The sequence below is a fragment of the Rhodococcus sp. no. 34 genome (assembly GCF_054589475.1).
This window is the reverse complement of record NZ_BAAILK010000041.1, coordinates 524,095-537,546: the sequence shown is the minus strand read 5'-3', so window position 1 is coordinate 537,546 and position 13,452 is coordinate 524,095. Positions and strand designations below refer to the sequence as shown.

Here is a 13,452-nt window from a genome sequence, read left to right as displayed (position 1 = left end):
GAATCGATCAGGTGTGCTCCGGGGCACTGTGTCCACCGAGGGAGGCGCCGATCACTAGACGGCGGCACCCTCGAACTGAGCGTTGTAGAGACGGAAGTACGCGCCCGCCGCTGCGATGAGTTCGTCGTGTGTGCCCTGTTCGACGATCTTGCCCGACTCCATCACGACGATCAGATCGGCGTTACGGATGGTGGAGAGCCGGTGCGCGATGATGAAGCTGGTCCGCCCGACGCGCAACGCGGACATTGCTTGCTGCACAAGCTGTTCCGTACGTGTGTCGACCGAGCTCGTCGCCTCGTCGAGAATCAGCAGCGACGGCTCCGACAGGAATGCACGAGCGATCGTGATGAGCTGCTTCTCGCCGGAGCTGATGTTCGACGCCTCCTCGTCCAGCACGGTGTCGTACCCGTCCGGGAGGGTGTGGATGAAGCGGTCGACGAAGGCAGCGCGTGCGGCTTCGTGAATCTCGTATTCGCTGGCGTCGAGTCGGCCGTATGCGATGTTGTCGCGAATCGTGCCGCCGAAGAGCCAGGTGTCCTGCAGAACCATGCCGACGTGCTTGCGCAAGTCGGAGCGGCGCATCTGCGAGATGTCGACGTCGTCGAGAGTGATTCGGCCGGAGTCGACTTCGTAGAAGCGCATGAGCAGGTTGACCAAGGTGGTCTTGCCGGCACCGGTGGGCCCGACGATGGCGACCATCTGCCCGGGCCGAGCCGTGAGGTACACGTTCTCGATCAACGGCTTGTCCGGCTCATACCGGAACGAGACGTTCTCGAACTCGATGTGACCGACGTTGCGATGACGTCCGGCGGGCTCGGGGAGAAGCGGCACGTCGATGTCGGGCGACTGCTCGGGTTCGTCGAGAAGCTCGAAGACCCGCTCCGCCGACGCGGCTCCGGACTGCAGGCTGGTCGACATGGACGCGATCTGCGTCAGTGGCTGGCTGAACTGGCGCGAATAGACGATGAAGGCCTGAACGTCACCGAGTGACATGTTGCCGCTGGCGACCTTGAGAGCGCCGACCACAGCGAGCAGCACGTAGGTGATGTTTCCGACGAAGTTCATGACCGGCATGATCAGGCTGGAGAGGAACTGTGCGCCGAAGGACGCGTCGAGGAGCTTCTTGTTCTGCTCGGCGAATTCACGCTCGGCTTCGGCCTGATGCCCGTACACGCGTACCAGGTCGCGACCGCTGTAGTTCTCCTCGATCTGCGCGTTGATCTTGCCCGTCTCGGTCCACTGAGCCTTGTACAACACCTGTGCTCGCTTGGCGACCCTGGCAACGAGGAGCACCGATACCGGCACCGCGATCAGTGCGATCAGGGCGAGCATCGGAGAGATGACGAACATCATCGTCAGGACGCCGAGGACGGTGAGCACCGACGTCAGGAGCGAGGTCAACGTCGACGACAGCGTCGACGAGATGTTGTCGATGTCGTTGGTGACGCGGCTGAGGATCTCGCCGCGCGGTGTCTTGTCGAAATACGGAAGGGGGAGACGGTGAAGCTTCGCCTCCACCGAGGCACGCAGGTTGTAGATGGTCTTCTGGACGATGATGTTGAGGAGGAATGCTTCCAACCAGGCAAGCAGCGACGAGAGCAAGTACACGCCGATCGCGAGCATGACGACTTTGCCGATGGCGTCGAAGTTCAGACCCACACCGGGAACGACGTCGGTCGAGTTGGCGACAAGATCGGCGAACGTCGAATTCCCTGATGCCCGGATGGCGTCTGCGGCCTGCTCGCGGGTGAGTCCGGCGGGCAGGCTCTTGCCGATGAACCCGGCGAAGATGAGGTCTGTCGCGTGACCGAGGATTTTCGGCACTGCGACCGACAGCGCGATGCTGGCGATCGTCGCAACGACGACACAGAAGACTGCAAACTTGTGCGGCTGCAGAAGCGAGAGAAGCCGCTTCATCGTCGCCTTGAAGTGGCGAGGTTTGGTGTCCGTCGCGGTCAGCGCGGGCTTCGGCTCTTTGTCGGGGGTCTCGGGGTTACTCGACTTCGCATCCCCGTCCGCGGATTCAGGTTCGCTCGGGATCTTGGCGAAAACCACCGTCGGGGCATCGTCGAAGTACTGGCTGTTGGGGCCGCCCCATGTCGGGTCCTGCGGGCTGGTCATGCGCTCATCTCCGCGGGAATCTGGGAAGCCACGATCTCTTGGTACGTCGGACAGTTGGCCAGAAGGAACTGATGGTCGCCGAGGCCGACCGGCGCACCGTCTTCGAGGACCATGATCTGGTCGGCATCGATGATGGACGCGACGCGCTGAGCCACGATGATGACCGTCGAATGAGTCGAAACCGTCCGGAGTTCGCGTCGGACCGCGGCGTCCGTATGCATGTCGAGAGCGGAGAACGAATCGTCGAAGACGAAGATCCGGGGTCTGCGGACCACCGCTCTGGCGATGGCGAGACGTTGTTTTTGTCCGCCCGAGAGATTGCCGCCGCCCTGGGCGATCGGTGACTCGAGACCGTCGGACAGCTCCCGGACGAAGTCGTCTGCCTGGGCGATGGTGAGGGCTGCCCAGATGTCGTCGTCGGTGGCGGTCGGGTTTCCGTAGCGGATATTGCTCGCGATCGTGCCGGCGAACAGATAGGCCTTCTGGGGCACGTATCCGAAGTTGGCGAAGAGTTCGTCCTGATCCCAGCCACGGACGTCCAAGCCGTCGACCAAGACGGCGCCGGCCGTGACGTCGAACAGTCGGGGGATGAGTGAGACGAGGGTCGATTTGCCACTACCGGTACTGCCGACGATCGCGGTGACCGTTCCTGGCATGCATCGCATCGAGACATTCGACAGGACCGGCGTTTCAGCTCCCGGATACGTGAATCCGGCTCCACCGAACTCGACAACGCCGTAGGGGCTGGTCGGGCGAAGGGGCTGGGCCGGCGCGGGCACGGTCGGCTCGGTGTCGAGTACCTCGGTGATGCGGTCGGCACACACGGCCGCGCGGGGGATCACGACGGCCAACATGGTCGCCATGACCACGGACATCAGGATCTGCATGACGTAGGCGAGGAAGGCGCTGATCTGGCCGATCTGCATGTCTCCGGTATCGACCAGATGCGCGCCGAACCACAGCACCGCGACGCTCGACAGGTTGGCGATCAACATGACGGTGGGCAGCAGAACCGCCTGGTACCGGCCGATGAGGAGCGAAGTGTCGGTCAGTTCCTTGTTGGCCTTGTCGAAGCGGATCGTTTCGTCGGGTTCGCGAACGAAGGCGCGAATGACACGCATACCGGTGAGCTGTTCGCGCAGTGATCGATTGATGTTGTCGATCCGCGTCTGCATCGTCCGGAAATGCGGGATCAGCTTGGCCACCACGACCGAGACGGTGATGCCGAGCAGTGGTACCGAAATCGTCAGGAGCCAGGACATCTGCAGGTTCTCGCGCAGAGCCATGATGATGCCGCCGATGCACATAAGTGGGGCGCTGACGAGCATCGAGGACGTCAGCATGACCAGGGCCTGGATCTGCAGGACGTCGTTGGTGTTGCGTGTGATCAGCGTCGGCGCACCGAAACTGTTGAATTCGCGATCCGAGAAACTGCCGACTGCCTTGTAAAAGGCGCCTCGAACGTCGTGGCCGAAGCCCATCGACGATTTTGCAGCCAGATAGGTCGATGCGACCGACGCGATGATCGACGCAAGCGAGACCAGGAGCATGATCCCGCCGGTGGACATGATGAATCCGGTGTCGCCTCGGGCGACGCCGTCGTCGATGATCCGCGCGTTGAGTGTGGGGAGGACCAACGACGCGATGGCCCCGAAGAGTTGCAGTGCGAGGACCCCGGCAAGCAACCAGCGGTACGGCGGCAGGTACGTCTTGAGGAGTTTTGCTAGCACGACGGTTCCCGGTGAGTTGCCTCGGTTGCCGCTCGTTCGCGATTGATCACACGCACACGGTATGACAGATCGCGGTCGAGGTTGGCACCGACTCTGACGATTGCATCCTTTTGTCCTAATTGGCTGTGATCTCGAACACACTCGAATTCGAGATTGGATTCAGGTCACAGCACCTGAACTGCAGGTTTACATATTCATCCAATGTGTCACGTTTTCGCTTGGACAGAAACAAACTGGACGTACGTATTTAGCTTGGCTACAAAGACGTGGAGCGAACAAAACGTGCGCCGCGTCATAGATATTCATGCAAGGAGTCACATATGGGATCCCTCGGAAACCTTCTCAAGGCCAACGGCATGGGCTGGGGCATTCTCCAGCTTCTTCCCCTGGTCAACATGCTCAAAACCCTTCAGGGGCTGGACACCGCGAGCTCGAACTCCTGACGTTCGACCTCGAGAAATCTTCCGAAACAACACAGGAGTAGTCGCATGACCTCGATTCAGAATCTCGACGCCTTCCTCAAGAGCGTTCTTGCATTCGTGACCAAGTTGAACGCGGGATCGGCAGACGGCTCGGGTTCGGCCGGTTCGGCCGCCGAGTAGTTCTCGGTCCTCACTTCATCTCAACTGCATTCCGACAAAAGGAGGCCCGACATGGGTTCATTCGAAGACTTTAGCGGCGTCGTCAAGACGTTCATTCCGGTGCTCAAGGACCTGTTCACGGCACTCGGTGGTGGCTCTCTCACCCCTGGGACGGGATCGGCGGCCGATAAGTAAGTCCAGTTTGTCCGAAAGTGTGGCTCGCAGTTGTCTGCGGGCCACACTTTTCGGCTCTTCACTGTGAGCGAAATCACATTATGGGACATTCTAGAGGGTGAACTTGCGCTTTGAACTGCAATTATCCGTAAAGGTGTGACCGAAAGTCCGCATTGATAGCTATTAGATAGCTAGACAAGGATGGAAAGCCGGTCTATAAATGCAGGCAGCGCCAAGTCAGTGCGCTACATCACAGCTCGGGATGTTGTTCGGGGGGCGGTTCAGCCATCCGTGCGGCAGAAGTTCCCGAACCATATCGGCCACCGCCTGCGGCCGGAATGGCGCTGGAACATCACACCACCTCACATACAGGAGAACCTCCTATGTTCGGATCACTCAGCACCCTCGGACCCCTGCTCACCGCGCTCGGAGCTTTCCTCAAGTCCGTTCCCACCGAATCGCTGTCCGGAGAGGGCGAGGGCTCGTCCACCGGTTCACTCTCGGGTCTGTCCAGCGGATCCGCCGAGTAGTCATCCCTTCCGGCAGATCAATTCGGCTCTGCCGATCGGATTGCATGCAGGTGCCCTCTGTCCACTGTCGTGGCCGGAGGGCATCCGCGTTTGCGGAGATGTTCGCAGTTGCCGTTTTGGCATGTGAACACAGAACTGCGAGTGGCAGCACCTGCGTACGATAGTTCGACGACATCGGCATACGGTCACCGCGACGTCCGGTGCTCCCGAATTCAGAGGTAGCCGACCGCGAGGTGACGCATGGTAGGGACGAGTCGCTTTCTGCGCCTTCTCCTAGTGCTGGCCGTTGTACTTGCGGCATCGTTGATCGGCATCCTCACGCGCCCACCAGGTTTGCTCGCGACATTCTGGTGCGCCAACGCCATTCTGCTGGGAATGATGGTCAGATGGCCGGTCCTGATCGAATGGCGGACGTGGATCGCCGCGGCCGTCGGATACGTCTGCGCTGACCTGATTACGGGCAACTCGCTGTCGCTTGCCCTGCAGCTGAACGGGGCCAACCTCGCCGGAGTGACGCTCGGTGTTCTCGTTCTGTACTACTTGAAGCGCACACCGTTCCGATTGGTCGATTCGCAGTCGCTGGTATGGATGGTCTTCGTCTCGTTCGTCGCGGCGACTGGTACCGCGGCCACGGCCGGCGCCTTGGACCGGCTCTTACGCGGTCAGTCCTTTGCCGACACGTTTTTCCACTGGGGTGCCACCGAGGTCATGGCGTACCTGCTGGTCCTTCCTCTCATTCTCACTCTCTCCATCCCGTCGAGCCTTGCCGAGTTCCGCAGGAAACTGACCGCCAGAACTGTCGCCGCTCTGAGCGTTCCGCTACTCGCCACTGCAGCCTGCGTGCCGATCGCCCTCAGTATCGAAGGGCCGATTGCGCTGGTCCTGCCGATTCCAGCTCTCCTCTGGTGTGCCACTCGCATCTCGGTTCCGAGCACTGCCTTCGTTTCAGTGGTCTGGTCGGTGTGGTCACTCATGATGGCGGGTAGCGGTCGACTCGACATCGGAGATCAAGCCGCCTCGACGTGGAACGAGGACGTCATCACGTCCATTGCCGTCACGCTGATCGCGTTGGGGCCGATCGCGGTTGCCTGTGCGACCGAGGAACGCCGTGCTGCCGAGCGTGAGCTCTTCCTTGCCGTCGAATTCGACCATCTGACCGGGGTCCTCTCGCGCGGTGCGTTCCTCGGCCACGCGGAAGCGGAACTTGCCGACGCGGCTCGCACACAATCTCCGGTCGGCCTGCTGATGCTCGACCTGGACCACTTCAAGAGCATCAACGACACGCATGGACATATGACCGGTGACAGCGTTCTCGCGAACTTCGCCGAGCGGGCCGCTGACCGATTGTCGGACGGCGATCTGATCGGAAGGCTCGGCGGCGAGGAGTTCGCCGTTCTGCTTCCGGACTGCAGCTTCACGCGAGCAATCGATGTCGCCGAGGCGGTCCGCGGCGCGCAAGTCGAGTACTCGGCCGAATCAGATGTGACGAGCACCGTCAGCGTCGGCGTCGCGTGGGTCGATCATGCGACGCCGGCGACCCTCATGAGCGTCGCAGACGAGGCTCTCTACGACGCCAAGCGTGCTGGGCGCAACCTCGTGAAAGTGCACCGCGTCGGCAACGACACCGTGCCGCAACGGAATTCCGAGCCGGACACTGTCACCCGCACCTATCGCAAGCCTGCGGTACCCCGAACGATCCGGCGAGGATTTGGCCGCGAAGGTGTGGTGGACGGCCGATAACCGCGCTGACCTGCATCGGGATTGGCATATAGTCGCACCCATGCAGCTTGATTCGACGCCTTCGCCCCTGCCGACGCTTCCGCTCCGATTCGGAACCCCACTGACCGAGAACTCCATCCGCGTGATGATGTTGGGATCAGGCGAGTTGGGTAAGGAAGTTGTCATCGCGCTGCAGCGTCTGGGCGTCGAAGTGATTGCGGTGGATCGGTATCCCGATGCCCCTGGGCACCAGGTGGCTCATCGTGCTCATACCGTCGACATGACCGATCCGGAAGCACTGCTTGCCGTCATCGAGTTGGAAAAGCCTCACTTCGTGGTTCCCGAGATCGAGGCCATCGCGACGGATGCGCTTGCACTCGTCGAAGAACGCGGGGGTGCGGTGGTCATTCCGACCGCCCGAGCCACCCAGCTCACGATGAACCGTGAGGGAATCCGTCGGCTCGCGGCCGAGGAGTTGGGCCTGCCCACTTCGCCGTACGCCTTCGCGGACTCGCTTGCCGAAGTACAGGCAGCGACAGACCGAATCGGTTTTCCGTGCGTCATCAAGCCAGTCATGTCCTCGTCGGGGAAGGGACAGTCGACGGTTCGATCCGCCGAAGATCTCGACGCCGCATGGGATTACGCGATGGCCGGAGGTCGTGTGAATCACGGCCGGGTGATCGTCGAGGGTTTTGTCGATTTCGATTACGAGATAACACAATTGACGGTTCGCGCCGTCGGTGAGAGCGGTCAGGTCGAGACGTCGTTCTGCGAGCCGATCGGGCACCTGCAGGAGGCCGGTGACTATATCGAATCGTGGCAGCCGCAGCAGATGTCCGCAGTTGCCCTCGCCTCGGCCCGAGACGTCGCCGAGAAGGTGACCACGGCTCTGGGCGGGCGAGGCATCTTCGGCGTCGAGCTATTCGTGAAGGGCGACGACGTCTTCTTCTCCGAAGTGAGCCCTCGGCCGCACGACACCGGATTGGTGACTCTGCGGACGCAGCGACTTTCGGAGTTCGAGCTGCATGCTCGCGCGATCCTGGGCTTGCCGGTCGACACGACGCTCACGTCTCCGGGAGCGTCGGCAGTGATCTACGGCGGAGTGGAGGCAAAGGGGATCGGATTCGACGGCGTCGCCGAGGCGCTCGCGGTTCCCGAGACGGACCTGCGGCTCTTCGGCAAGCCGGAGAGCTTCACGCGTCGTCGCATGGGTGTTGCAGTGTCGACGGCCGCCGATGTGCCTACTGCACGCGACCGTGCTCGCGAAGCCGCGTCGAAGGTGCGTCCCGTCGGATGAGTCCTGTGGCCGAAGTCCTCGTCGGGCTGGTCATCCTGGTCGGTCTGATCGGTGTCGTCGTTCCGATTCTCCCGGGGACGCTTCTTGTTTTCGGTGCAATTCTGGTGTGGGCGATCATGACCGGTGGTGCCACGGCGTGGACGGTGTTCGCGCTGTCCACGCTGGCACTGGTGGTCACCGGGATCGTGAAGTACACGTGGCCGGGCAAGCGGATGAAGTCCGGGGGAGTGCCCAACCTGTCGGTGGTGGTCGGCGGCGTCGTCGGCATCATCGGGTTCTTCGTGATTCCGGTCGTGGGGTTGTTCCTCGGATTCATCGTCGGAACGTATTTCGCGGAACTAGCGCGGCTGCGCCGTTACGACATCGCTTGGTCGTCGACGCTTCACGCGGTGAAGGCAGTCGGATTGTCCATGCTGGTGGAACTGTTCGGAGCGCTGATCGCGGCGGGGCTGTGGCTGGGAGCCGTTGCGTTCACCTGAGCGCAGCGGTACCAGGAGCGGGCGTTGTCGCACATGACCGCGGGCAGGTCGTCGCCGACAGCGTCGGCGATCACGTCCAGGTCGTGGACCTCGAACGCTCGACGTGCCCGTGTGCCGGGTAGATCGGTGCCGAACATCAGCGCAGCGGGATTGACCGCGTGGATCTGGCGCAGCACATCGCTGACGTCGGAGATGGTGGTGCGGCCGAACCCGGTGGCTTTGACGCGCACTCCGCGGTCGACGAGGTTGAGGAGATACGGCAGTCCGCGGGTGGACATTCCCAAGTGGTCGATGCTCACCGCGGGCAATTTGGCGAAGACCGGTTCCAACGACAGCAACAGCGTGGCATCGACGTAGAACTCGGCGTGCCAGCCGACCAGATCGAAAGCGCGGTTGGCGAGATCGGCGAGCAGACGCAGGTCGGTGGCGCCGCGGCGCAGGTTGAACCGGACGGCACGTACTCCCAGTGCGTCCAGAGCAACGATGTCTTCATCCGTCGCATCGAGCGGCAAAGCAGTGACGCCCACCCAGCCTTCGCCGAGTTCGGACAAGGCAGCTTTCAGGTATTCCTGGTCATTGCCCTGGTACGACGCGGTCACCACCGCGCCGCCGTCAACGCTCAGGCCCTTAAGTGAGGCAATCCGGGCCCGGTAATCGGCCACGGTGAAGGGCTCAGGCAGGTACCCGTGATTCTCGACCAGCGGGAAGCGCGGGTCGATGATATGCACATGGGCGTCAAACACGGGGTCTATTTTGCCCTGTTGCCCTGGGTCCCTGCACACACCACCGGCCCGATGTGACCTGGGTCGCGTCGGGCCGGTGGAGGGCTTCTGTTCAGTTACTTCCGCGCACTCAGTTCGCGCGGTCGGGCTCGGATGCCTTCAGCATGTCGTGACGCTCGACGACTTTGATGCGCTCACGGCCCTCGGGCTCGCCCAGGCTGCGCTCGTGCGCGTCGAGGCGGTACCAGCCCTGCCAGGTCGTGTACGGAACCTGCTTGCCTTCGAGGAACTCGATGACGGCGTTCTCGTCGGGGTTCGCGGCGCCCGCGAAGTCGACGGAGTCCTCGAGAAGATTCGCGACGGTTTCGTTGGCGTCACCCTTGGTGTGGCCGATGAGGCCGACGGGGCCGCGCTTGATCCAGCCGGTGACGTAGGTGGCCGGCATGAACCGGGCTGCGCCCTCGGCGTTGTCGTCGGCGACGACGCGCCCGGCGTCGTTGGGGACGGTGCCGGCCTGGTCGTCGAACGGCAACTGCGTGACGTTCTGCGAGAGGTAACCGACGGCGCGGTACACGGCCTGGACATCCCAGTCCTTGTACGTGCCGGTGCCCTTGACGTTGCCGGTGCCGTCGAGCTGAGTGCGCTCGGTGCGCAGGCCGACGACTTTGCCGTCTTCACCGAGGATCTCCGTGGGAGATTCGAAGAAGTGCAGGAACAGCTTGTGAGGACGGGCTCCGACGTCGCGAATTGCCCAGTCCTGCAGCGTATTCGCAACCATATCGACCTGCTTGGAGTTGCGGCGAGCCTGCTCGGAACCCTCGTCGTAGTCGATGTCCTCGGGGTCGACGATGACCTCGATGGTCGGCGAGTGGTCGAGTTCGCGCAGTTCGAGAGGCGTGAACTTGGCCTGGGCCGGGCCGCGGCGTCCGAAGACGTGAACCTCGACGGCCTTGTTGTTCTTGAGGCCCTCGTAGACGTTGGCGGGGATCTCGGTCGGCAGCAGTTCGTCGCCGGTCTTGGCGAGAACGCGGGCGATGTCGAGTGCAACGTTGCCGACGCCGAGGACGGCGACCTTCTCGGCTTCGAGCGGCCACGTACGCGGTACGTCGGGGTGGCCGTCGTACCAGGAGACGAAGTCGGCCGCGCCGTAGCTGCCGTCGAGTTCGATACCCGGGATGCCGAGCGCACGGTCGGCGTTGGCGCCGGTGGAGAAGATGACCGCGTCGTAGAACGACTGCAGGTCGTCGAGGGTGATGTCGGTGCCGTAGTCGATGTTGCCGAGCAGGCGTACCTGAGGCTTGTCGAGCACCTTGTGCAGGGCAGTGATGATGCCCTTGATGCGCGGATGATCGGGCGCGACGCCGTAACGAATCAGGCCGAAGGGCGCGGGCATGCGCTCGAAGAGGTCGATGCTGACGCCGCGGCCGGAAACTGCGGTGTCGGATTTCATGAGGGCGTCGGCGGCGTAGATGCCGGCGGGGCCGGCGCCGACGATCGCGACCCGGAGTGGGCGGTTGGAGTCAGTCATCGTGAGGACAGCTACCTTCTTCGAAGTTCGGACAACATATCGACAAGTATCCAATTTAGCCGAACCTAAGCACAGTGCCTCGGTTGCGGCCGAACGGATCCACACTCTCACTCGATCGGTTGTGGGTAAACCTATTCTTTCTTCCCATTCTCCCGTTGTCTCGGGTATTCGGGGTAGGGGCCTGATCCTTGACGGGCCACAATTTCAAGTTGTGGGGGACTATTGGCGTTATGAGTGACGAGCTGCGCGAATCCGACAACATCGATGGCAAGAAGGCGTCTGCGGGGCCGTTCCTCTTGGCTGTCGCCATCGTCGCCTTGATCCTGGGTGGAATCTTCGTAGCGTCGTGGATCTCGCCGGCCGAGGACAACGTCACCGAGTCCGATCGTGTGAGCCGTTCCGTCACCGACTACGTCGATGCCGAGAATCGGAATGACGCGGAGACGATCAAGACCCTGACCTGCGCGAGCTTCAATTCGAGCAACGGTCCTATGGCCGGCGTCGACGGGACGGTCGAGCTGAAAGGTGTGGACGGGGTCGCGGTCAACGGCGATCGCGCCCGGGCCGACGTGACGATCACCGGTGGCGGAGCGGGCGAGCGAGTCTCGACCTGGGCCCTGACCCGTGACGGCAACCGTTGGGTCGTCTGCAACTGACGGCCCGCTCAGGCGCTCACGGCAGTCTTGTGAAAACATGGACTACGTGAGTTACGCAGGCGATCTGACGCCGGAGCAAGCCTGGGAGCTGCTCCGCGAAAACCCCGACGCCGTGCTGGTCGACGTGCGGACCGATGCGGAGTGGAAGTACGTCGGTGTCCCCGATGTGTCCTCCCTCGGCAAGCAGGCCGCACTGATCGAATGGGTGAGCCACCCGACCGGCGCGCGCAATGACAACTTCGTCGACCAGTTGAAGGAAGCCGGCATCACTGCTGATTCCTCCGGGTCGGAGCGTCCGGTTATCTTCCTGTGTCGATCCGGACAACGTTCCATCGGTGCGGCGGAAGCTGCGACTGCGGCGGGCATCGGCCCGTCGTACAACGTGCTCGACGGGTTCGAAGGCGCATTGGGTGCCGACGGACATCGCGGACTTGTAGGTTGGCGGGCCATCGGCTTGCCATGGAGGCAGCAGTGAGCGGAATTCCCCAGGGTGGCGCATTTCAACGAGCGCTGCCGGACGACGTCGGTCTCGGCACTCTCGGTGTTCGCGGCGGACTGATGCGTACCGGGTTCGAGGAGACTTCCGAAGCGCTGTTCCTCAACTCCGGATTCGTCTACGAGAGTGCAGAAGCCGCCGAACAAGCCTTCACCGGCGAAGTGGATCATTTTGTCTACTCCCGCTACGGCAACCCGACGGTCAAGATGTTCGAAGAGCGCCTGCGTCTCATCGAAGGTGCAGAAGCGTGCTTTGCGACGGCCAGCGGAATGTCGGCAGTCTTCACGGCGTTGGGCGCACTGTTGGCCAACGGCGACCGATTGGTTGCCGCGCGCAGCCTCTTCGGATCCTGCTTCGTGGTGTGCAACGAGATCCTTCCGCGCTGGGGGGTCGAGGTTGTTTTCGTCGACGGCGAGGACAACGCGCAGTGGGAAGAGGCGCTGTCCGTGCCCACCACGGCGGTGTTCTTCGAGACGCCGTCCAACCCGATGCAGTCCCTCGTCGACGTTCGGCGGGTGTCGGAGCTTGCTCATGCAGCCGGTGCAAAGGTAGTGCTGGACAACGTCTTCGCGACACCGCTCCTACAGCGCAGCCTCGATCTGGGTGCCGACGTCGTTGTGTACTCCGGCACCAAGCACATCGACGGTCAGGGCCGCGTGCTCGGTGGTGCGATCCTCGGAACCGAGGAGTACATCAGCGGTCCCGTTCGAGAACTGATGCGGCACACCGGACCTGCCCTCAGCCCGTTCAACGCGTGGACACTGCTCAAGGGCCTCGAGACGATGCCGGTCCGCATTCGGCACTCCGTGGCTTCGGCCCTCGAGATCGCCGAATTCCTCGAAGGGCACTCCGGCGTCAAGTGGGTCAAGTATCCGTACCTGACTTCGCACCCGCAGCACGAGCTCGCGAAGTCTCAAATGAGCGGTGGCGGAACCGTTGTCACGTTCGAGCTCAATGCCCCCGATGGTGAGGGCAAGAAGCGGGCATTCGAGGTTCTCAACGGCCTGCGCGTCATCGACATCTCCAACAACCTCGGTGACTCCAAGTCCTTGATCACACACCCCGCCACGACGACGCACCGGGCCATGGGTCCGGAAGGGCGTGCAGCAGTGGGTATTACGGATGGCGTCGTGCGTCTGTCCGTGGGGCTCGAGGACACCGCCGATCTGTTGGCTGATCTGAAGCGAGCCCTCGGCTGACCCCGTAGAACGCAACCCGTAGAACGCCGTACCTCGATCTTCGTGGCGAGGCGTTCTACGGCGCGGGCGTGAGTCCCAATTGCTTGACATCGATTGTCAATGCCGCCGTATTCAGTGTGAGTCCTGAGCTGGTGGTATCGCTCGGGTAGATCGTGAACAGCACCTGCGCCGTCAGGTCGGTGTTGTTCAATGCCGACGTGACCGGGATGAGGTTCGGCGT

General features: G+C 62.5%; 13 protein-coding genes. 9 read left to right on the top strand and 4 right to left on the bottom strand.

Features of this window, described 5'->3' with window-relative positions:
* Window positions 1-54: 54 nt before the first annotated feature.
* Window positions 55-2,121: an ABC transporter ATP-binding protein gene (locus ACYP01_RS19915; protein ID WP_042924214.1), complete on the bottom strand. Its 2,067-nt coding sequence runs from the start codon at window positions 2,119-2,121 to the stop codon at window positions 55-57.
* Window positions 2,118-3,851, bottom strand: coding sequence for an ABC transporter ATP-binding protein (locus ACYP01_RS19910; RefSeq protein ID WP_021333951.1), 1,734 nt, complete (start codon window positions 3,849-3,851; stop codon window positions 2,118-2,120). Before ACYP01_RS19910 ends, ACYP01_RS19915 begins: the two co-directional genes overlap by 4 nt.
* Before the next feature lie 320 nt (window positions 3,852-4,171).
* Between ACYP01_RS19910 and ACYP01_RS19905 the strand changes: the two genes are divergently transcribed.
* The 6 genes from ACYP01_RS19905 to ACYP01_RS19880 all read left to right on the top strand — a co-directional run bounded on the left by ACYP01_RS19905 (window position 4,172) and on the right by ACYP01_RS19880 (window position 8,631).
* Window positions 4,172-4,294 carry a hypothetical protein gene (locus ACYP01_RS19905; protein ID WP_003944443.1) on the top strand — a complete coding sequence of 41 codons (123 nt, stop codon included), beginning with the start codon at window positions 4,172-4,174 and terminating at the stop codon, window positions 4,292-4,294.
* Between the two features lie 210 nt (window positions 4,295-4,504).
* Window positions 4,505-4,627 carry a hypothetical protein gene (locus ACYP01_RS19900; RefSeq protein ID WP_019749478.1) on the top strand — a complete coding sequence of 41 codons (123 nt, stop codon included), beginning with the start codon at window positions 4,505-4,507 and terminating at the stop codon, window positions 4,625-4,627.
* A 362-nt stretch (window positions 4,628-4,989) separates the two neighbouring features.
* Window positions 4,990-5,136: a hypothetical protein gene (locus ACYP01_RS19895; protein WP_003944356.1), complete on the top strand. Its 147-nt coding sequence runs from the start codon at window positions 4,990-4,992 to the stop codon at window positions 5,134-5,136.
* A gap of 240 nt (window positions 5,137-5,376) precedes the next feature.
* Window positions 5,377-6,876: a GGDEF domain-containing protein gene (locus ACYP01_RS19890; protein ID WP_459681918.1), complete on the top strand. Its 1,500-nt coding sequence runs from the start codon at window positions 5,377-5,379 to the stop codon at window positions 6,874-6,876.
* Between the two features lie 40 nt (window positions 6,877-6,916).
* Window positions 6,917-8,152, top strand: coding sequence for a formate-dependent phosphoribosylglycinamide formyltransferase (purT, locus tag ACYP01_RS19885; protein WP_003944342.1), 1,236 nt, complete (start codon window positions 6,917-6,919; stop codon window positions 8,150-8,152).
* Window positions 8,149-8,631, top strand: coding sequence for a DUF456 domain-containing protein (locus ACYP01_RS19880; RefSeq protein WP_019749482.1), 483 nt, complete (start codon window positions 8,149-8,151; stop codon window positions 8,629-8,631). The genes purT and ACYP01_RS19880 overlap by 4 nt, the downstream gene beginning before the upstream one ends.
* Here ACYP01_RS19880 and ACYP01_RS19875 read toward each other — a convergent pair.
* Window positions 8,535-9,374, bottom strand: a complete 840-nt coding sequence (locus ACYP01_RS19875) for an amidohydrolase family protein (protein WP_223304639.1) — start codon at window positions 9,372-9,374, stop codon at window positions 8,535-8,537. The genes ACYP01_RS19880 and ACYP01_RS19875 overlap by 97 nt on opposite strands.
* Window positions 9,375-9,483: 109 nt before the next feature.
* Window positions 9,484-10,881, bottom strand: a complete 1,398-nt coding sequence (locus tag ACYP01_RS19870) for an FAD-dependent oxidoreductase (protein ID WP_322000140.1) — start codon at window positions 10,879-10,881, stop codon at window positions 9,484-9,486.
* Window positions 10,882-11,111: 230 nt separating this feature from the next.
* On the opposite strand from ACYP01_RS19870, the gene ACYP01_RS19865 reads away from it, so the two are divergent.
* From ACYP01_RS19865 to ACYP01_RS19855, 3 genes are read left to right on the top strand one after another with little or no spacing between them, the layout of a single operon-like run.
* On the top strand, window positions 11,112-11,537 hold the full coding sequence (locus tag ACYP01_RS19865; RefSeq protein WP_003944344.1) for an Rv0361 family membrane protein: 426 nt from the start codon (window positions 11,112-11,114) through the stop codon (window positions 11,535-11,537).
* A gap of 46 nt (window positions 11,538-11,583) precedes the next feature.
* The gene (locus tag ACYP01_RS19860) at window positions 11,584-12,012 is read left to right on the top strand and encodes a rhodanese-like domain-containing protein (protein ID WP_007726822.1); all 429 of its coding nucleotides are present in this window, start codon (window positions 11,584-11,586) and stop codon (window positions 12,010-12,012) included.
* The gene (locus tag ACYP01_RS19855; protein WP_172436668.1) at window positions 12,009-13,232 is read left to right on the top strand and encodes an O-succinylhomoserine sulfhydrylase; all 1,224 of its coding nucleotides are present in this window, start codon (window positions 12,009-12,011) and stop codon (window positions 13,230-13,232) included. The genes ACYP01_RS19860 and ACYP01_RS19855 overlap by 4 nt, the downstream gene beginning before the upstream one ends.
* The last annotated feature ends 220 nt before the right edge of the window (window positions 13,233-13,452 follow it).